The 18,978-nt window shown below is 38.4% G+C and carries 22 protein-coding genes; 11 read left to right on the top strand and 11 right to left on the bottom strand.

Features of this window, described 5'->3' with window-relative positions:
* Positions 1-46 precede the first annotated feature (46 nt).
* Positions 47-583, top strand: coding sequence for a hypothetical protein (locus FS458_RS15530; RefSeq protein ID WP_144702222.1), 537 nt, complete (start codon positions 47-49; stop codon positions 581-583).
* Between the two features lie 97 nt (positions 584-680).
* On the opposite strand, the gene FS458_RS15525 is transcribed toward FS458_RS15530, so the two are convergent.
* A complete protein-coding gene (locus FS458_RS15525) occupies positions 681-1,859 on the bottom strand; it encodes a NupC/NupG family nucleoside CNT transporter (RefSeq protein ID WP_144702219.1) in 1,179 nt (392 codons plus the stop codon).
* 190 nt (positions 1,860-2,049) lie between these two features.
* Here FS458_RS15525 and FS458_RS15520 point away from each other — a divergent pair, with 190 nt between their 5' ends.
* The 3 genes from FS458_RS15520 (at position 2,050) to helD (ending at position 5,692) form a co-directional block, all read left to right on the top strand.
* Complete coding sequence (locus tag FS458_RS15520; protein ID WP_144702216.1) at positions 2,050-2,613, top strand: cysteine hydrolase family protein; 564 nt, start codon at positions 2,050-2,052, stop codon at positions 2,611-2,613.
* Positions 2,614-2,700: 87 nt separating this feature from the next.
* On the top strand, positions 2,701-3,174 hold the full coding sequence (locus FS458_RS15515; protein WP_144702213.1) for a DinB family protein: 474 nt from the start codon (positions 2,701-2,703) through the stop codon (positions 3,172-3,174).
* 202 nt (positions 3,175-3,376) lie between these two features.
* The gene (gene helD / locus FS458_RS15510) at positions 3,377-5,692 is read left to right on the top strand and encodes an RNA polymerase recycling motor HelD (RefSeq protein WP_144702210.1); all 2,316 of its coding nucleotides are present in this window, start codon (positions 3,377-3,379) and stop codon (positions 5,690-5,692) included.
* A 120-nt stretch (positions 5,693-5,812) separates the two neighbouring features.
* On the opposite strand, the gene FS458_RS15505 is transcribed toward helD, so the two are convergent.
* Positions 5,813-6,025: a hypothetical protein gene (locus FS458_RS15505; protein ID WP_144702207.1), complete on the bottom strand. Its 213-nt coding sequence runs from the start codon at positions 6,023-6,025 to the stop codon at positions 5,813-5,815.
* Here FS458_RS15505 and FS458_RS15500 point away from each other — a divergent pair.
* Positions 6,019-6,465 carry a DUF4385 domain-containing protein gene (locus tag FS458_RS15500; RefSeq protein WP_144702204.1) on the top strand — a complete coding sequence of 149 codons (447 nt, stop codon included), beginning with the start codon at positions 6,019-6,021 and terminating at the stop codon, positions 6,463-6,465. The genes FS458_RS15505 and FS458_RS15500 overlap by 7 nt on opposite strands.
* A 72-nt stretch (positions 6,466-6,537) precedes the next feature.
* Here FS458_RS15500 and FS458_RS15495 read toward each other — a convergent pair whose 3' ends face one another.
* Both FS458_RS15495 and FS458_RS15490 read right to left on the bottom strand, forming a co-directional pair.
* Positions 6,538-6,915 (bottom strand): DUF1428 family protein, encoded by a 378-nt coding sequence (locus FS458_RS15495; RefSeq protein WP_144702201.1) that lies wholly within the window; start codon positions 6,913-6,915, stop codon positions 6,538-6,540.
* Positions 6,912-7,763, bottom strand: a complete 852-nt coding sequence (locus FS458_RS15490; protein WP_260858693.1) for an alpha/beta fold hydrolase — start codon at positions 7,761-7,763, stop codon at positions 6,912-6,914. Before FS458_RS15490 ends, FS458_RS15495 begins: the two co-directional genes overlap by 4 nt.
* Before the next feature lie 178 nt (positions 7,764-7,941).
* Here FS458_RS15490 and FS458_RS15485 point away from each other — a divergent pair, with 178 nt between their 5' ends.
* From FS458_RS15485 to hmpA, 3 genes are all read left to right on the top strand, one after another.
* On the top strand, positions 7,942-8,388 hold the full coding sequence (locus tag FS458_RS15485) for a hypothetical protein (RefSeq protein ID WP_144702195.1): 447 nt from the start codon (positions 7,942-7,944) through the stop codon (positions 8,386-8,388).
* 17 nt (positions 8,389-8,405) lie between these two features.
* Entirely contained in the window at positions 8,406-8,909 is a 504-nt protein-coding gene (locus FS458_RS15480) for a hypothetical protein (protein ID WP_144702192.1), read from the top strand.
* 109 nt (positions 8,910-9,018) lie between these two features.
* Positions 9,019-10,230 carry an NO-inducible flavohemoprotein gene (gene hmpA, locus FS458_RS15475; RefSeq protein WP_144702189.1) on the top strand — a complete coding sequence of 404 codons (1,212 nt, stop codon included), beginning with the start codon at positions 9,019-9,021 and terminating at the stop codon, positions 10,228-10,230.
* Between the two features lie 38 nt (positions 10,231-10,268).
* Here hmpA and FS458_RS15470 read toward each other — a convergent pair whose 3' ends face one another.
* From FS458_RS15470 to FS458_RS15450, 5 genes are all read right to left on the bottom strand, one after another.
* Entirely contained in the window at positions 10,269-10,598 is a 330-nt protein-coding gene (locus FS458_RS15470) for a hypothetical protein (RefSeq protein ID WP_144702186.1), read from the bottom strand.
* Positions 10,599-10,708: 110 nt separating this feature from the next.
* Complete coding sequence (locus FS458_RS15465; protein WP_186320578.1) at positions 10,709-11,737, bottom strand: ABC transporter permease subunit; 1,029 nt, start codon at positions 11,735-11,737, stop codon at positions 10,709-10,711.
* 1 nt (position 11,738) lies between these two features.
* Entirely contained in the window at positions 11,739-12,692 is a 954-nt protein-coding gene (locus FS458_RS15460; protein ID WP_144702180.1) for an ABC transporter permease subunit, read from the bottom strand.
* 120 nt (positions 12,693-12,812) lie between these two features.
* Entirely contained in the window at positions 12,813-13,328 is a 516-nt protein-coding gene (locus tag FS458_RS15455; RefSeq protein ID WP_144702177.1) for a DinB family protein, read from the bottom strand.
* Entirely contained in the window at positions 13,318-13,995 is a 678-nt protein-coding gene (locus FS458_RS15450) for an alpha/beta family hydrolase (protein ID WP_144702174.1), read from the bottom strand. Before FS458_RS15450 ends, FS458_RS15455 begins: the two co-directional genes overlap by 11 nt.
* A gap of 263 nt (positions 13,996-14,258) precedes the next feature.
* Here FS458_RS15450 and FS458_RS15445 point away from each other — a divergent pair, with 263 nt between their 5' ends.
* The 3 genes from FS458_RS15445 (at position 14,259) to FS458_RS15435 (ending at position 17,142) form a co-directional block, all read left to right on the top strand.
* Positions 14,259-15,611 (top strand): glucoamylase family protein, encoded by a 1,353-nt coding sequence (locus FS458_RS15445; RefSeq protein WP_144702171.1) that lies wholly within the window; start codon positions 14,259-14,261, stop codon positions 15,609-15,611.
* Between the two features lie 147 nt (positions 15,612-15,758).
* Positions 15,759-16,736, top strand: a complete 978-nt coding sequence (locus tag FS458_RS15440; protein WP_144702168.1) for a hypothetical protein — start codon at positions 15,759-15,761, stop codon at positions 16,734-16,736.
* A 208-nt stretch (positions 16,737-16,944) separates the two neighbouring features.
* A complete protein-coding gene (locus FS458_RS15435) occupies positions 16,945-17,142 on the top strand; it encodes a hypothetical protein (protein ID WP_186320577.1) in 198 nt (65 codons plus the stop codon).
* 57 nt (positions 17,143-17,199) lie between these two features.
* On the opposite strand, the gene FS458_RS15430 is transcribed toward FS458_RS15435, so the two are convergent.
* Together FS458_RS15430 and FS458_RS15425 are read right to left on the bottom strand one after the other, a co-directional pair.
* Entirely contained in the window at positions 17,200-18,042 is an 843-nt protein-coding gene (locus tag FS458_RS15430; protein ID WP_144702162.1) for a carbohydrate ABC transporter permease, read from the bottom strand.
* A gap of 16 nt (positions 18,043-18,058) precedes the next feature.
* Positions 18,059-18,943 carry a carbohydrate ABC transporter permease gene (locus FS458_RS15425; protein ID WP_066392036.1) on the bottom strand — a complete coding sequence of 295 codons (885 nt, stop codon included), beginning with the start codon at positions 18,941-18,943 and terminating at the stop codon, positions 18,059-18,061.
* Positions 18,944-18,978 lie beyond the last annotated feature (35 nt).

The raw sequence follows: 18,978 nt of genomic DNA, 5'->3' as shown, positions 1-18,978 counted from the left end.
AAATGAGAAAGTTCCAAAAAATAGAAATATATAGGGGGCTTTCTCGATGAAAAAGTTTTTAGCGGTAACAGCGGCTGCTGTTCTTGCGCTTAGCGTAGGTTGCAGCAAGGAAGAAGAGAAACCAAAAGAAGAGGCTAAACCAGCGGCTGCAGAAAAGAAAGAAGATGGAAATGCTGAAAAAATCACACTTCTTAACTTTGAAGGTGATCTTATGAACCAGCTTCGTGGATATCACGCTCCATTCAACGCATATGCTGCAGGTCTTGAAAAAGAAGGCGAAGAAGCACTTCCGCAAGCTGAGCTTGATAAATTAAAAGCAGATGCAAAAGCAAGCGGTGAAAAAGCCGTTGCAGAGATTCCATCCATTGAAGTACCATCAGAACTTTCAAAAGAAAACCAAGAAGCTGTAAAAGGTTCTCTTGAAGAGCTTAAAAAATCTTATGAAGCTCGTGTAGCTGGCTTAGAAGATGAAGCAAAAGCAACTGAAGCTGATGAGTTATTCACAGGCTTTGAAGAAAAGTTAAATTCCGTTCACGAAAAATTAAAGTTGATCCCTGGTCAATTTGCTAAAGAAGTTCAATAATAGTTACAATAGCTGTCTCTTAAAGAGACAGCTTTTTTTATATGTGGATACAAAAAAGAAGCCGAGGCTTCTTTCTTGGCTTCTTTTTTTGATTTCCTTATAGAAACAGACCAGCAATTGCAGCTGATAAGATACTTACTAATGTAGCACCATATAAAAGCTTTAATCCAAAACGAGCAACCGTATTACCTTGTTCTTCGTGTAGACCTTTAACAGCACCAGTAATGATACCGATTGAAGAGAAGTTAGCGAATGAAACAAGGAAGACAGAAACGATTCCAATCGTTCGATCAGACATGTCTTTCGCGTATTTTGCTAAATCGATCATAGCTACGAATTCATTCGAAACAAGTTTGGTTGCCATGATTGTACCTGCAGAGACAGCTTCTGCCCAAGGGATACCAACTAAGAATGCAACTGGAGCAAATACATATCCGAGCATCGTTTGGAACGTAATCCCGAAAATCATATCAAACACATCGTTGATTAATGCGATTAACGCTACAAATCCAAGAAGCATGGCACCGACGATCACAGCAACTTTAAAGCCGTCCATGATGTACTCACCAAGCATTTCAAAAAAGGTTTGTTTTTCTTCCTCAATTTCAATGATGTCATCATCTTCCGTAACTTCATAGGGATTAATGATGTTGGCGATGATAAATCCACCGAATAAGTTAAGCACGAGTGCAGTTACTACATACTTTGGATCGATCATGGCCATGTATGCTCCAAGAATTGAAGCAGAAACAGTTGACATAGCAGATGTACAAAGCGTATATAAGCGGTGCTTTGGTAGGTGACCCAATAATTTTTTTACTGAAATAAATACTTCTGATTGTCCAAAAACAGCAGAAGCGACTGCATTGTAAGACTCAAGTCTTCCTAAGCCGTTTACCTTACTTAGCGCAAAACCAATCCATTTGATGATGAATGGAAGGATTCTGAAGTGCTGTGCGATCCCGATCAATACAGAAATAAACACGATCGGTAATAAAACAGTTAAGAAGAAGGGCATTGCAGCTTCGTTCGCCAGACCGCCGAACACGAATTCAACCCCAGCCCCTGCGTAGCTTAACAACTTCTCGAACAGTTTAGAGATACCTTTTATAATGACAAGGCCAACGCCTGTATTTAATAGAAAGTATGTAAGGATAAGCTGTAATCCAAGCATAACTAGGATCGGCTTGTATTTGATCTTTTTGCGATCATTACTGACAAGAAAGGCTAACAAGAAAACCGCTGCCACTCCAGCCAGAAAGATGATGTACTTCATTTTTCTTTTCCTCCTAAATAACTCACTTGTTGAACCTTACTATTATTAGATAATTTCATGTTTTTCGCAACTATAAAAAATTCCTTCTTTGTTAGTAATAACCAGTTATTGAAATAAATATTTGAGTGGCAAGGATTTTTATACTTTTAAAAGAAGTATTAAAGTGATAAAGGAAAAAGGAGCGGGTAATTTGAAACATGCTTTATTGGTTATTGATGCACAGCAAGAACTGATTGAGGGGAATGCGAGTGAGCGGGCGGTTTATAACAAAGAAGGTTTGATTCAAAACATAAATGTTGTTATTGAAAAAGCGAAGCAAGCAAAGGCTGCCCTTGTTTTTGTTAGAGACGTAGATGTTTCTGAGGGAGAGGGAGCAGGTTTTGAGGTTCACTCTGCGATTAATGTTCCAGAGGATGCTCAAGTTTTTGATAAGCAGGCGACGAATGCCTTTTATAATACATCTTTATTAAGTTATCTAGAAGAGGAGAAAATTGGTCATCTCGTTATTATGGGTTGCAAAACAGAACATTGCATAGATACTGCTGTACGATTCGCAACTGTCTCTGGCTTCGATGTCACCCTTGTTGAAGATGGTCACTCTACTTCAGATTCAGAAGTGTTAAAAGCAGAACAGATCGTAAGTCATCACAATAAAGTTTTGCATGGTCATTATAATGTCGATCATTTTTCTGTTGTGCGCAAGACGGATGAAGATCTATTTACACCCATTCACGATAACTATCGATCAGAATAGATTTTTGCGCGTCAGCATAACGTTTGTCTTGAAACGATTGTACACGTAAGATGAATGATGAAAGAGCAAACTCTGAGGAGGTTTATTATGAATCAATTAACAATTCAAAACTTTGAACTAGCGAGAAGTATCTTTCTAAAGCAATTGGATGGAATGGATGAGGCTGCAGCAGATATTCAACCCCATGGGTTCAATAATAATATCCGCTGGCACATTGGACACGTCCTCACGACTGCGGAATACTTCATGTTTGGATTCCCGAAACATTCTGCTAATCTACCAACGCGCTATGTTGAGCTATTTAATAGAGGAACAAGTCCTGCAGATTGGAAAGGTGAAGTTCCTACACTTAAAGAACTCAAACAGCAGTTAGAAGAGCAGTTAGCACGAGTAAAAGAGATGCCAGAAGAACGCTTGTTTGAAAAACTGGAAAAACCAGTATTTAATTTAAATACTTTTGGTGAGCTTGTAAATTTTACTGTTTTTCACGAAACTAATCACCTTGGACAAATGCATGCGATAAAAAGAATCATCGAAAATCAAACCGCTAAACAAGCATAATTTTTTGAACAAAAAAAACAGTGAAAACCTTTTAGGAGTTCACTGTTTTTATATATGTACTTTATATAAAGAAATATGCTATTATAGAAAAGACGCACTAACTTCTTATTTTAATTTATAAATGTTCCTAATTTTATTATACGATAAAATGGGAACGTGTGTCAACGATTAACTAATAAATTTTTTTGTAGGGGGAAATCGGATGACAACATGGGATCAGGAGCAACAAAATGAACAAAAGCGTGTAGATCAAGTTATTCATAAACTTTCTGATGCAACAGATAAACTTCTGGATCATCTCGGAGGAAAGAAGGCTGATGTTGTTCAAATCCGAAAGAATTTTTGGTCTGATGTTACAGTGAACTTAGAAGATGCCGACGATGCAATTGAAACGGCCGCTAGCATTAAACAGCAGTCGGAATTATTATCTGAGATCGAACGCAGTCATACCTCTGCAGAGGCTCGACTTAAAACATATGAAAAATTAAAAAGCTCCCCTTACTTTGGTCGAATCGATTTTAAAGAAGATGGAGAAGAGGACATAGAACAAGTCTATATCGGAATAGCATCTTATTACGATGAACCTTCAAGCACGTTTCTTGTCCATGATTGGCGTGCGCCAATTTCGAGTCTATACTATGACCACTCTCTAGGTGAAGCTGATTTTCGGGCACCGAGTGGTACCATTGAAGGAGAGCTCGAACTTAAACGTCAATTTATGATTAAGAATGCTCTTATAACAGGAATGTTTGATACGGGAGAAGCGATCGGTGACGAATTGTTACAGCACGTATTAGGCAACCAAGCGAATACACAAATGAAAAGCATAGTCGCGACGATTCAAAAAGAGCAAAATGCAATCATACGAAATACTGCAAGTGATTTACTTGTTGTTCAAGGTGCAGCTGGATGCGGGAAGACATCAGCAGCTCTTCAGCGTGTAGCCTTTCTGTTGTACAGAGATCGAGAAACGATTCAGTCGCACCATGTTGTTTTATTTTCACCAAACAACATGTTCAATAGTTATGTAGCAAACGTATTGCCAGAACTGGGCGAGGAAAACATGGAACAAACCACGTTTCACGCTTATGTGGATCACCACTTAGGAGGAGACTACTCAATCGAGACGCCTTTTGAGCAGATGGAAGAGCTTTTATCTGAACAAGAAGAATCACAGCGTGTAGAAGCAATACAGTTTAAAGCCTCTGTTGAATTCCTAGAAGCGATTCATCGCTATGCTAAGCAGTTAAGTACATCTGGCATACAATTTTTAAATGTGAGATTTCGAGACCGTATTGTGATTCGTTCTAAACAGATCAGTGAATACTTCTATTCTCTAGACCAGAAAGAAACCGTTCCCTATCGAATGAAAAAGACGGTGGCTTGGATCTTAGAAGAGCTGAAGAAAATAGAACGAAGAGAACGCAAGAAACCATGGGTTGAAAAAGAGATACAGCTTCTTGATAGAAATGTTTATACAAGGCTATATGAGAAGTTAGAGGAACGCAATAAATACGGAGCTGACTCATTCAACGATCTTTCGAGTGAACAAAAAGTGCTATCTGCTTATGTGACGCGAATCGCCTTTAAATCACTTAGAGAGAGCATCGAACAGTTTTCGTTTATTGATATAAAGAGCTTATATGCTAAGTTGTTTCAGAAGAATAAACGATTGATGGAGGACGTGGATACTTGGAACGAAATCTGCAATCAAACATTGTTTAATCTGAAACAAAACCATTTAGCGAATGAAGATGCTACTCCGCTGTTATATGTAAAAGAATTATTAGTAGGTTTTCAATCGAATGCAGCAGTTCGCCATGTTTTTATTGATGAAGCACAAGATTTCTCACCGTTTCAGTTTGCTTTTATTCAGCGTATTTTCCCAAGAGCAAACTTAACAATTTTAGGTGACTTAAACCAATCGATTTATGCACATTCGTCAGATGAAACGTTCAGTATGCTCAGAAACTTATTAAACAAGAAGAATCCTGAAACGATTACTCTGCAAAGAAGTTATCGCTCTACAAAAGAAATTGTAGAGTTTACGAAAAGTCTACTGAAAGACGGAAGCGAGATTATTCCGTTTAATCGTTCAGGTGAAAAACCCGTTATTGCAGCAGTAGAACGTGAGGAAGATCATCTTGATCAGGTGAAGAAGCTTGTAGGGAATTGGTTGAATAAAGGCCATGAAACGATAGCGGTGATCTGCCGTTCGGCTAAAGAGAGCAAAGCGGTTTATGAGAAACTGAAAGATAATCTAGATGTGAGGCTTATGATTGATGAGGATGCTTCTTTTCAAAAAGGAGTAATCGTCATCCCATCCTATTTAGCCAAGGGAATCGAGTTTGACGCAGTAACGATATTTGATGCATCAGGTTATCAACTGGAGCGAGAACGTAAATTGTTTTATACAGTTTGTACTCGAGCGATGCATGAGTTAACCGTTTTTTACTCAGGAAAACCATGTCCATTTGTTGAAGGCGCATCGAAGAGTTTGTATGAAGTTGTTCAGTAAAAAGTAATGGATCCGTTGTTTCTTTTAAAGAAGCAGCGGATCTTTTTCTTATACCAAATTCTTTATTATTTTTTTGTTATCTAAAGTCTGTCCTCGTATACCTTGATGCTTTTGGAAGTGTTAATTTCCGTTCCAGGCTGCTCGCTTTCCATGGGACAGGCGGTGAGCCACATTCGTACGTTTCACTTCTAAGTGTCTCACCTTACGCCCCATGCGATCTGCAGCGGAAACCAACAAACTTTCAAAAGCAACACCGATTACGAAAACACTCTTTATTTTTGATTTCTTTCTTTTAGGGTAACGATAACAAAAAGGAGGAATAGGAAATGGCATTTGATTATGACCTTGACTTTGATAATATCGATTTTCGAAAACATCCTGAAAAGTATCGTGTAGGCCGTGGTGAACAAGGAGTATTATTAGTGGAACCTTATAAGAGTGAGATCTTGCCGCATTGGCGCTTTAAGACCCCTGAAGAAGCTGAAAAGTCATCAGAAAAAATCTACGAACAGTTTTTAGACTATAAGAAAAATAAAGACTTTGTGGGAGCTGATATGGCTAGAAAGTTTCTTCAGATGGGGTATACTCGTGCAAGACGGTATACGAACTATAAAGGCGGAAGGAAATACAATGAGGAGGGTGAGGTTAATAAAAGGAAGATTGATCCCGTGAAAGCAAAGTCAGCCGCAATCTTTGAGGAGAAGTGGAAATTAGCGCGAACAGATGAAGAATATTTGAAGATGAAAAAAGCACATCAAAAAGAGTTTGGTTAAGCATCTCCTTTTAGCAAGGAGATGCATTTTTTTATTCATCTTATGAATGCTTTATGCTTTCTAGACGTTCTACTATACGGTCACTACCTCAGTTTCAGAAACAAACTCACCAAAAACTAACTTTTCAAGTGGTGCTACATGTGTGACAAATTCGTCTAATCGTGCTTTCATCTCTGGATCTTGATCAAAGTCCTCCATCGTCATGCGTGCATGTTCTTCAGATTGGAAACGAAGAAGGCCGATCCAGAGTTCTTCACCTTCATCAACTTGCAGTTTTTCAGAAATAGAGGAGAATCCATAATTTTTTGGTGATGTGGACAATTTGAAAATCTGTTCTGTCACACCTCCGTATTCTTGAAACTTTTTATTCGATCTCGATGATATTTCAAGAAACTTTTCTTTCACTTCAGGTTTTAATTTATAAAAATATACGAGTAGGTATGCCATCATTTAACCTCCAATTTTTTTAGCCATTTTGATAAAACTACATCGATTACTATGCGGGGTCTGTCCCAGTGCAACAAATGTGTCGTGTTTGGCACTATATGTAGTTCACCGTTTGCGTTAATTCTAAAGGTTTCAGCGGTCTGCAATCTCATATCAGACAATCGCTCAGGTACGGTGGCGACAAGTAAAGTGATACCTGGTGGAAGAAGATGATAGATATCTTCTGTTTCGTTAAGATGCATACCGCGAATGATATGACGGGCAGTTTCGCCTTTAGCATGCCAGCAAACTTTACCGTCTCTTTCGATACCTAGATCTTGAACTGCGATATTTTTTAACGGTGACCACATCAAATAGCTTTCTTTTTCAGCTAGAAAAAAGTCATTCCAAGAATCGAACACGTACTCATCAAAATCTTTTTCATAATGATCCATTTCTTCTTCTAGAGAGGAAGACCAGATACGCTTTGTTTGATAGCCGCCATCGATTAATATCGTATCCAAAACATGCTCAGGAAAACGAACCAAATAGTGAAGAGCCAGAAAGCTTCCCCATGAGTGGGACAAGAGATAGAAATCGATTACATTTAAGTGTACTAACAAACCATGAAGCCAATCAACGAGTCTAGGCATCTCATAATCTACAGCTGTGTCAAAGGGCTCAGACTTCCCGTGTCCAGGAGCATCAAAGGCAATGATTATAAAATTCTTCTGTAATTCCTCAGCTACTTCTAGAAAGCTAAGACTTGTACTTCCTAAGCCATGTAAGCAAACAATGGTTGGGTTATGGGCTTCACCCCATTCAGTAAGGTGGACAGTTTTTTCTTTATAGGTGATCAACGATCTTCTCAACTCTTTGCCAACTCCTGATAAATAAAAGTTCTGTTTATTCACTTTGTGAAGTTTTGTATCTTTCAATAGTATCATATTATTATAAAATCGTTTGAATAGTTTGAAAAGAATTGATTAAAAGCGAACCATAAAATGGTAATATGGTAGGGGAAAGCTATTTAAAAAGGGGGAGTGTTAATTGGGTAGCGATCAATATGTAAAGAGAAGTTCGTTTTTCCTGCTTGCCATCTTTCCTGTCATGATCGTGGGTTATTATTTCGCCGTATTTCATGAAAGTTTGTTCTTTCTCTATGAATGGGCATTAGTCATGTTAGTATTAGGAGCTGTATTGTTTTCTTTATTTGGTGCAGTGATAGTAAAAGGAAAAGAGAAGTGGGTTTTACTTTCAATCTTAGCTTTTTCTATACAGTTTGCTTCTTTAGGTTTGTTTTTAGGTCCATTGTATTTTTACCCTATGTTTTTTGTGTATTATGCAACAACGATACTAGCGATGACTGTTTATGGAATTGCGCTTGCTAAAGTGGATGACTACCGATTCATTTCAGTTATCTTTATGATCGTTTCTGTGCTGCTTACTCTATACATGATTCTTTTACAATCGTTATGGGGGCAAGATTTAACATAAAGAAAGCGGGGAAATGAATGTTACCTTATATAATGAGAATGACGTTGATCACTTGGAGCATGCTTTTCTTATTAATGGGGTGTACTTCATTCCACTCCTCTAATGAATTAAAAGTAACTTCTGAAATGAATGAGTTAATCTCGGATTACATCATCCAACATTATGATGACGTATATCCTGAATCGGATAAACAGTTTGAAGTTCATAAAATCTATGGAGCGAAAGAAACAGGGGAGGTGACATCGATCTATCTTTACTCATTTTTTCAGGGATTTAACAAATCAACAAAGGCAGAAGGGCAGTCCGGCCATTCCGTTCCAGCCGTAATCAAACTTAGGAGTAAAGATGGAAAGTATGTGATTTCACATTATAAAGAACCGCAGGATGGAGCTGACTTTAAACGATCATTGTATAAGATCTTTCCAAGACAATACGCAGGAGAAGCTTTAGAAGACTCGAAGAATTCTGCGGGACTTCAGAAGAAAATGAATCAAAAAGCAGAAATGTGGCTGAGAAAATAGCACTATTTATGTTCACAAAACGTCCTAAGGAAAAGTGATTCAAATCACACATTCTCTTTTATCCTTCTTTTACGATAGAGTTGTAAGAAGAAAATAAGGGGGAATTGACATGCTACAGCAAAGAACCATTGAAATAATTAAGTCAACCGTACCTGTTTTACAAGTACACGGAGAAGCGATTACTTCCCGTTTTTATGAAATGCTGTTTCAGAAACATCCAGAGCTTTTAAATATCTTTAATCATGCAAACCAGAAAAAAGGACGTCAGCAAGCTGCATTAGCAAACGCCGTATACGCAGCAGCAGCTAATATCGATAAGCTTGAGACGATCATTCCCGTCGTAAAAGGAATCGCATATAAACATCGAAGCCTTGGTGTAAAGCCAGAGCATTATCCTGTTGTCGGTGAAAACCTGCTTCTTGCTATTAAAGATGTTCTTGGTGATGCTGCAACAGATGAGATCATCAATGCTTGGGCAGAAGCGTATGGTGTGATTGCGGATGTCTTTATTGGGATTGAACGTAAAATGTATGAAAATGCGGGATGGGAAGGCTTCAGACCTTTTGTCGTAACACGTAAAATAGAAGAGAGCTCTGTAATCACGTCCTTTTATTTAGAGCCGGAAGATAAAATAGCACTTGCAAAATTTAAGCCCGGCCAATATGTGAGTATCAAAATGGATATACCTGGTCAGGTAAACACACATATCAGACAATACAGCTTGTCTGACGCTCCAGGACAGAGCAGTTATCGCATCTCTGTTAAAAAAGAAAGCGGTACGGATGCAGTCGACGGAATGGTTTCCGTTTATTTGCATGAGCGTGTTAAAGAAGGAGACATTCTTCATTTAAGCGCTCCAGCTGGTGACTTTTATTTAAATACAGATAGTGAAAAGCACGTTGTCCTGATTAGCGGTGGTGTGGGGCTTACTCCTATGGTAAGCATGCTGAAAACTGTAGCAAGTGAACAGCCAGAACGAGAGGTTACATTCGTTCATGCTGCAATCAACGGTCAATCACACGCTTTAAAGGATGAGGTTAGAGATATAGCAAAAGCTTCAGATCATATCACTACACATTTTGTGTATGAAAGTCCATTAGATGAAGATTTAGGTTACACGAAGAGGGGTTACATCGATCAAGCTTGGTTAAAGGAGATCTTACCTTTAAAAGATGATGCAGAATATTATTTCTGTGGCCCAATCCCATTTATGCAGGTAATAAATAGAGCTCTTCTAGCGTTGAATGTATCAAAAGAGAACATTCATTTTGAGTTCTTTGGCCCGGCATCAGATCTCGAGAAGGAAAGTATCAAGGCATAAAGAAGCAAAACACCTTCCTGAACATGGAAGGTGTTTTGCTATTTTGACGAGTGATAGTGAAAGCTCTGTATCATTGATTTACGTTTACACATGAGAAGGACTAACAAGGTGACTAAACTTATTGAAATGATCCAAGCACCTAAATAAATGCCACCGATAGTGAATGCTCTAGAGATTCTTACAGAAAAAAAGATCCACCCTACAATGCCAATTGAACCTATACATAAGTTAAGCATCATACTGACAAAGAAGTGAGGAAGCACCATACCCGTATGTGTGACAGTAAACTTGGCGTATTTATAGCTGATCGGTAACCCGAGTAGAAGGAACAAGGTATAGAAAATGACGTTAAGGTCTGCTTCGCTCAAAGAGTTCACTCCTTTTTATTTTCTTTATTCAAAACGAACGAAAAACATACCAAATGATAAAGACTCGATAAGGTAAATCTTTTCCTCACCGAGTCATTCTTATTCATTAATTAATTGTCCGTTCCTGTTTTCATAATCCTATCAAACTGCTCTTGAGACAATTTCTTAACTGGCACAGGAGTTTTTGTCTTTCTTACTCTTCGTGTTCTTTTCGTGTAAGCACCTTTTGCAAGGTATTGACGTTTCATCGCTTCAACCATAAAGTTCAACGCAAGAATGGTTACGGCAAATCCAGCGAGTGGAGCAAATACGATCCAGCGATCACCGCGAATTTGATAATAGTTGGCACCGATCATGCTCGACCATTCGTTGATCATAGCAACAGGCACAGTATTATTTTCTAGTGGATCGAGAGTGATGAAGTCAGTTCCACCGATAAAAACTTGTAAAATGCCAAGATGTGCTGCCAGTAGTAGCGTTGCGATTAGCTGTTGGCTGTATAGAATGCTTAATCGCGGTTTTAAATATGGTAATACGTGTTTCCGGAGCTTGTGAATTCTTCCGCCTCCTAGTACGTTAACAGAAGAGATAAACTCATTCTCTAAAAACTTTGACGTTTCGTTGGCTACCGTTACCATCACGGTAGGGACTGCGATTAATATGAGAATCAGCAAAGAAAATATGGTTTGTTGTTCTTTCGGTACAGACCATGTGAAAATTTGGAGAACAGGATAGATAAGTAAATAGGCGACAATGGTTGCAGGTGCATAATAAAAGGATTCAAAGAGTTTGCTTGAAGCCCGAAGTATAGATTTTGGGAGCTGACTCAAGATTAATCCCAATAATGTTCCGAAGAAAAGACGAGCGAACGCGACTAAGAATGCAAATCCTAATGTATACTTTGCTCCATCGATCACCTTGTGTAAAATGCTGACACCAAATCGATCTGTACCAAATGGCATTTCTTTAAAAGGAGCGATTGGTGCTGAATCAACAGGCTGTTTTTGTTCGTCAAATCGAATTTGCATCACTGGCTGTTTTTCATTCGGTACAAAATGTGAATAGATGATGCTTCCGAAAAACAAGGTAACAATAATTAGAAAACCACTTAAAAATAACGGACTTCTCCATACAGACATCTTACGCCACCTCCTCATTAGTGCGTCCCAGCTTATGCTCTAGAACATAAGAGGAAAGTGTAAATAATAGATAAAACGGAACGAACATGAGCAAAACGCTAACTGTAATGACATCCGGTGTCGTAGGACCGTTATCTAGCATAAAATCAGTGATACCGGGAATCGCCATAATGGTTTCTACCATAAAGAGTGTAGAGATTAGTAACCAATACACGTTCTTTGAATAATAGTACAGACTTAAAAGTGAATTTCTTAGCATGTGAATATAAAGGATCAGCGCATATCGTATTCCTTTTGCGCGGGCAAATTCTACATACGTTTTTGAATCTTCATCATCGAGTAAAAACAGCAACGTTCTTATTAAGAAAAGAGTTGGCAAGATGCTCAAGCAAAAAATCGGTAAGAAATAGCTAGGATTTTGATCGCTATGTACGATCGGGAACAAGAGATTTCCCGTATTTCTAACATACAGAATCATGCTATATTGAATGATAACAACGATAAAGATATCGGGTAAGGACTCGAGTGAAAAAAATAAGAAGCGAATTCCTTTTTGAATGCGGTCAGGTAATATCTTGATAATCAAAGCCAGTATGATTGATGAAGCTATAGCTAGAAAGAATGCACCCAATACTAGTTTTATAGAATAAAAATAAGGTTTTAAAATGGTTGGGAACAGTAACTTCTCCTGTTGATATTCATAAAAAGTCACATTTGAAAACGTTATGAGGTTTATGAACAAATCCCATATCTTATCAAGATAAGGCTCGAAAAATAATCCCAAATCCTGGTTTAAAAAGAGTGCATTCTCGAGTGCGCCAGAATCCAGTAAACGAGCAACAGCTTCGATACCTTGAACATTGCTGAAGAAAAGGTAAGGAAGTGCACCAATGAAAAAAACACCTACGATCGGCATCAAAAAATAAACAATGCGCCGAAGGACAAGTAAATACATAAAATTTTCCCCCTAAATCTCTCTCTCTCTTTTTATCTAATAAAGTTAACTATAATCATTCGACATAATCCATTATTTTCCTCCATGGTAAATATAAAAAAAGCTCCCACGGGGGGAACGTTATTTGAGTATGCTTAAGTATGTTTTCCACGGACCAACATCGAAATCATAACGTTTAGCCAGAACTCTACTAATCTGATTGATGTGTGTAAGGTCATGAACGGCCCACGTGGATAATAATTGTTGTAGGGTAATAGATCCAAACTCTGGATGTAATCCAGTCTTATTTAGATCAAGGGAACTTATTTTTAAAGTACCTAATTGATATAAGCTTTGCTGCCGACTTTGCGAAAATTCACGCAGCAGCTCTTCCACCCCTGTTTCTTTTCCAAGATGAGAGAATCGATCAAAGGGTGGAAGAGGAGCATCCTCATAACTTGAAAGAATGCTATTAATCCTTGGTATCCAGTTGCTCTTTTCGCAGTCGATCAAGTGAGCGACGACTTCAAGAGAATTCCATGAATCTCCACCCTCATTGCATTTTAACCACTCATTTGAGAGTCTTGATAACAAGTTTGTCAAAACGGCAGGTGTACGCTCTAGAATTTCGAGAGCTTCACTTTGTTTAAAGTTCATGGTTTAATACTCCGTTCTTTAAAGAGATAAAATCATCTATTCTTTTCATAACACTTTTAACCATATCAATAGATGTTAGAATATCGTTGTCTACTTCAAGTGCATGATTTGCACCATGAGGCATCATACACTCTATAGATGGGTTACGAATGATGTGATTCATTTTATCTATGTCATAAAAGGGATCTTTATCACCAATTACACAAAGGCTGTCTTGAGTACACGTTCTTAGTGTTTGAAAAACCTGTTCACCAATTAAACGAGGTGTTAACCAGATTGCCTTCGTGCTTTGGCTGGGCAACATGTCTAGTGCAGTGGGCATAGCCATAGTGCCAAAGGATTTTCCTATCACGTAATAAGATTTATAGATTGTGTGATCAACCACTTCATTTAAAACTTTGGAAACATCGTTAATAAGGGTTGATGTGATTTCTTCCAAGCTGAAATCTTCGTAATCTGTTGAAGAATAAGGATAGTTTACATGTAATACATCATATCCTTTGTTTAAAAATGCTCCAGAAGAAAAATGGAACAATGGTGATTTAACTGTATACCCTATACCCGGAAGCATGATGGCGAGCCCTTTTGGCTGATCTGTTTTGGTTTGTATTACGTAAGGAATTTTCAGGTTTTTATAGCCAATGACATAGTTAGATCTATTCTTCATTTTTCAACCCCTAACTTTAATAGATACAATTTTATATATTTTTCTCCTCTCTATTTCGTTATCCTTTATTTTCCTAATAAAATCACAATATTTCCTGTTATTATCAGTTTTCTCCGACCATTCTACTGTTTGTTATGAAAACGCATACAACCATTGACGCAAAAGCTTCCGTGCTCCTTATTTAATTCGATCAAACGTGCTAAACTATTGGTGAAACGTTTCGATTGACCGTTAATATAAGTATGGAGAGGAGCAATGCGTCTATGAAAACAAGTAAAATTATTAGCTTTGTATTGATGTTCAGTTTGTTTGCGAATGTTTTTGTAACATCATCTGCGTCCGCAACTGACAGAGGAAAAGATCATGCATTTCAAATGGAGTTAAAATCAATTGCTAAGAAGACATACAAGTTTTATCAAGATCATACTGATCCTAAAACAGGTTTGACCTATGATGAGACTCGATATACAGCAGAGGGCAAAAAAGATGCAACACACACGTCTCCTACAAACATTGGGATGTATATTATGAGCACGATCTCTGCTCAAGAGTTAGGAATCATCTCTAAAAAGGAAGCGGTTAAACGTATACAAGTCACGTTGAATACACTTGAAGGTTTAGAAAAGTGGAATGGCTTATATTACAACTGGTACAACACAAAAGATGGTTCGGTTAAAAAGGATTGGGGACAGTTCATCTCTCAAGTGGATAACGGCTGGCTATCTGCAGGATTAATCGTAGTTGGACAAGCTTATGAAGAGTTGAATCCACAAACGAGTAAGCTCGTTGAAGACATGAATTATACGACTCTATATGATCCGGAAGTGGGACAATTCCGTGGTGGATATGATGTTGCACAAGGGAAGTTAACCGATCATCACTATGGGTTATTCAACACAGAACCACGTGTAGCAAGTTATATCTCGATCGGTAAAGGTGATGTGCCAAGCGATCACTGGTGGAAGATGTATCGTACGATGCCAAAAGAATGGGATTGGCAAGCACAAATTCCAGAAGGTGAAACTCATGAATATGATGGCGTTTCTGTATTTGAAGGCCATTATGAATACAAAGGTGTAAAATTCGTTCCGAGCTGGGGCGGAAGCATGTTTGAAAGTCTTATGCCTGGAATCGTATTAAATGAGGTTGAACTTGGCAAGAATGCGCTTGGGCTGAACAACAAGCGTCATGTTGAATTACAGCAAGCTTTTGCAGAAGAAAAAGGGTATAAAGCATGGGGCTTCTCTCCATCTGCAACACCAGATGGTTACAGTGAGTTCGCAGCTACACCACTAGGAACTTCAGGATACAAAGATGGTGCGACCGTAACGGCTCATGCATCATTCTTAGCATTAGATTATGATCCAAAAGCTGTTAGAAAAAACATTAAAGCATTAAAAGAGCTGGATACTTATAGCAAGTATGGATTCTATGATTCTGTAAACGTGGAAACAGGCGAAATCGCCAAAGCATATCTCGCGCTCGATCAAGGAATGATCATGGTTTCAATCGCTAACTATCTAAAAGATGGTGTGATTCGCGATTACTTCCACCAAGATCCGATTGGTAAGAAACCTGAGGATCTGTTGAGAAAAGAAAAGTTCTCTATTCAATAATTGAATGCTGCACCCGATTCTAAATGGATGAGGGTGTTTTTTGTTTGATCAAGCTTGTTTTGTGTGCTTTCAGGTGGAAGTGTAGAGGTTAGCGGTGGTCAGGAGTGATTCGTAGGTGGTGAGTGTGAGTTTATCAGTGAAAACGTGATGTTTAGAGGTGAAAAGATACCATTTAGCGGTGAACGTGTAAGAAAAATAAAAACACGTACCGTAAATGACGATAAAAGGGTACAGGATTTTTATGTAGAATCTATTTTTACTGACAGCTGTACCTATCATTTATTCAGCTGGAAATTTAAAAATGGAAGTGAAGAAGAGATGTGCACGAGTTTTGTTTTGCATGAAGATGAGACGTATATTGGAATGAACTTTGATCTGTCTGAGCGGCCGATTAAAATGGCTCTATCAGGTGATAATCAGCTCCTTATTTTGCAAAAAGAAGGCGGCCGTTTCCTACCAGCCATTGGCTTTAATAAAAACGGAATCTTTATGAATCTTCATATGGTGAACCCGAATGAAGAGGGCAAATATAAAAGGAACAAAAACAGTATACATATGATGAGGTTATTTGATGAAGTGTTGTCTGAAAAAGTAAAAACATCAGTGCTGCCTACCTATCTTCAAGAAAAAGAAATCGTGAATGTTCCTGATTATAGTGTTCAAAGTTTAATAGTTGGTCCTAACAAGAAGTCGTTCCTTGTGGAGCCTGGAAGAAAATATATAGACACAGATCAGCTGGAGGATAACTTTATGGTTCTTACAAATTTTTCAGTTCGAGATGCAATGGAACAGGAAGATATGACATTGCAAGGACCAGGAAGTGATCGTTATCAGCTAGCATATGGTGGATTGGTAAACAGAAGAGGTGACTTTTCCGTTGAACAAGGACTATCCATCCTGAAGCAAACCGCTCAAAGAGAAGGGGACTTTCCTACACAGCTATCTATGTTATTTAGTCCAGAAGAAGAGAACATCTATTTTTCTCTTAAAAGAGATTTCAATAGAATCTATAGGTTTTCTTTCTCAGATCTGTTGATAACAACAGAGAGGGGCTTTGAGCGTGATCTAGGTTTTTTGGTAAAGAAAAAAGGAGTTTTATTGTCAGAGCTTGAGGGTTGGTTATAAGAGTACTCAATTAAGAGCGGTATTTTGAAGTATGGTAGGCAATCCATTTTGGTTTATAGCCGTAGTTCTTGATTTATAGTCCTTCAAATAATTTTATAGTCCTTCAAATAATTTTATAGGTCTTCAGAATAATTTATAGGTCTTCAGAATAATTTATAGGCTTTGCGACAAAGGTTCATCTTCTTACATGAGGGTAGTGGAGGTACATATGAAGAAAACATCGGAGAAAAGATTAAACGCTTTTTTAATATTAACTGGAATCCTGTTTCTGTACTCTATCTTTTCAAAAATGTATCATTTCAACAGCATCCTAAATGGTATTGTTTATGCTTCAGGGTTCATATTTGCAATCCTCATCCATCTTCATTATAGAAAGAAAACCAAGCTCCAAAAAGTAGACAAATAAAAACAAAAAGAACCCCCGATTACATATTCGAATCGAGGGTTCTTCAACTCCAACCTTCTATTTCATCCCTGAAATGGTATAGCCTTCGATAATGTGCTTTTGGAAGATGATGAAGATGATGACGATCGGAACAACCATGAACGTTGATCCGGCCATCTGCAATGCGAAGTTGCCTCCATACTGTCCTTTTAGAAGACTTAACCCAACAGATAATGTATACAAGCTTTCATCGTTCGCGATGATCAACGGCCATAAGAAGCTGTTCCAACCAGCGATAAACGTTAGAATTCCTTGAACGGCCATGATTGGTTTGGAAATAGGTAGAACGAGCTGCATGAACACGCGGAACTCACTTGCTCCATCTAGACGAGCAGCTTCAAGCAATTCGTCTGGGATAGTAGACATGAACTGGCGGAACAAGAAGATGCTGAATGCACCAACTAATCCTGGCAGAACAACACCAGCCATCGTGTTCGTCAAGCCCATCTGGTTTAAGATTAAATAAACAGGGATCATCGTTACTTGTCCAGGAATCATCATTGTTGCTAGTACAAGGTAGAAAAGCTTTTCTCTTCCTTTAAACTTGTACTTCGCAAATGCGTATCCAGCCATCGCATTAAAGAAAAGTCCGACAAAAGAACAGAGGACGATGATGATCGTATTTCGCAAATAAACACCAAAGTTCATGTTCTCAAACAGGTAGACGAAGTTCTCCGTTGTAAAGGTTTCAGGCCACAGAGTCGGTGTGAGCTGAAGGACTTCACTTTCAGGTTTGAAAGCAGAGAGAATCATCCAAATAAATGGGATGGCTACTAAAAGGCCTCCAAGCGTTAAGACGATTCCTGCGATCCATTGCTGAATTTTGTATGCTTTCTTCGCATCAGATACTTTTGTTTTCATGTTCTCACCTCACGTCTTAAATATCGGTATCTTTCTTTTGCAATCGAAACTGAATCATCGTGATGATGATAATGGTTACAAACAGGACGAATGAACCTGCAGCGGCATAACCGAAGTTGCTGAGTTGGAATCCATTGCGATAGATGAAGAGAGCAACAGAAGTGGTGCTATCAAGCGGTCCACCGTTCGTCATAACGAATGGTTCTTCGAAGAACTGAATCCATCCGATCATCGTTGTGATCGACACGAAGAAAATGGCATAACGAAGAAGAGGAATCGTAATCTTCGTAAGCTGTTTCCAGTTGTTCGCACCGTCTAATTGAGCTGCCTCATAATACGTTTTCGGAATACCTTGTAAAGCTGCTAAGAAAATAATCATGTTCACACCGATCGCGCGCCAAACGGCTAATGCGATCAATGACCCTTTGGCAATCGTTGGGTCTTGTAACCACGGTATGGCAGGAATACCTACAAGACCGAGCAGATAGTTGAATAGACCGAACTGCGGGTTGTATAGGTACGTCCACACTACAGCTACTGCTACAACGTTTGTGATCGAAGGCATATAAAAAACAAGACGAAAAGCCTTGAAGATGCGCGCTGTACCAAAGTTGATCAAAAGAGCGATACCAAGTGAACATGCGATAACGAGTGGAACACCAAATACGACATAAAAGACAGTGTTACCGATCGATTTTAGAAAAATAGGGTCTTTAAAGATATTGATATAGTTTTCGATTCCAATAAAGCTAATATTTGAATAGTCTGCAAGTCCAGCTAGGTCAATATCTGTAAAACTAATCACCAATGCAAGAACAATGGGAAAAAGAGAGAATAAAGCCAATAATAGAAGTGCTGGTCCAATGAAGAGGTAAGGAGTCGTTTTTGAATAGCTTTTCATGTTTTCACATCCTTCATCGTTACCCGTGTTGATGA

Origin of the sequence: Fictibacillus phosphorivorans, assembly GCF_007673525.1 — a bacterium.
Classification (GTDB): Bacteria; Bacillota; Bacilli; order Bacillales; family Fictibacillaceae; genus Fictibacillus; species Fictibacillus phosphorivorans_C.
Note: the sequence above shows the minus strand (reverse complement) of the source record. Positions and strands in the feature narration are given on the sequence as shown.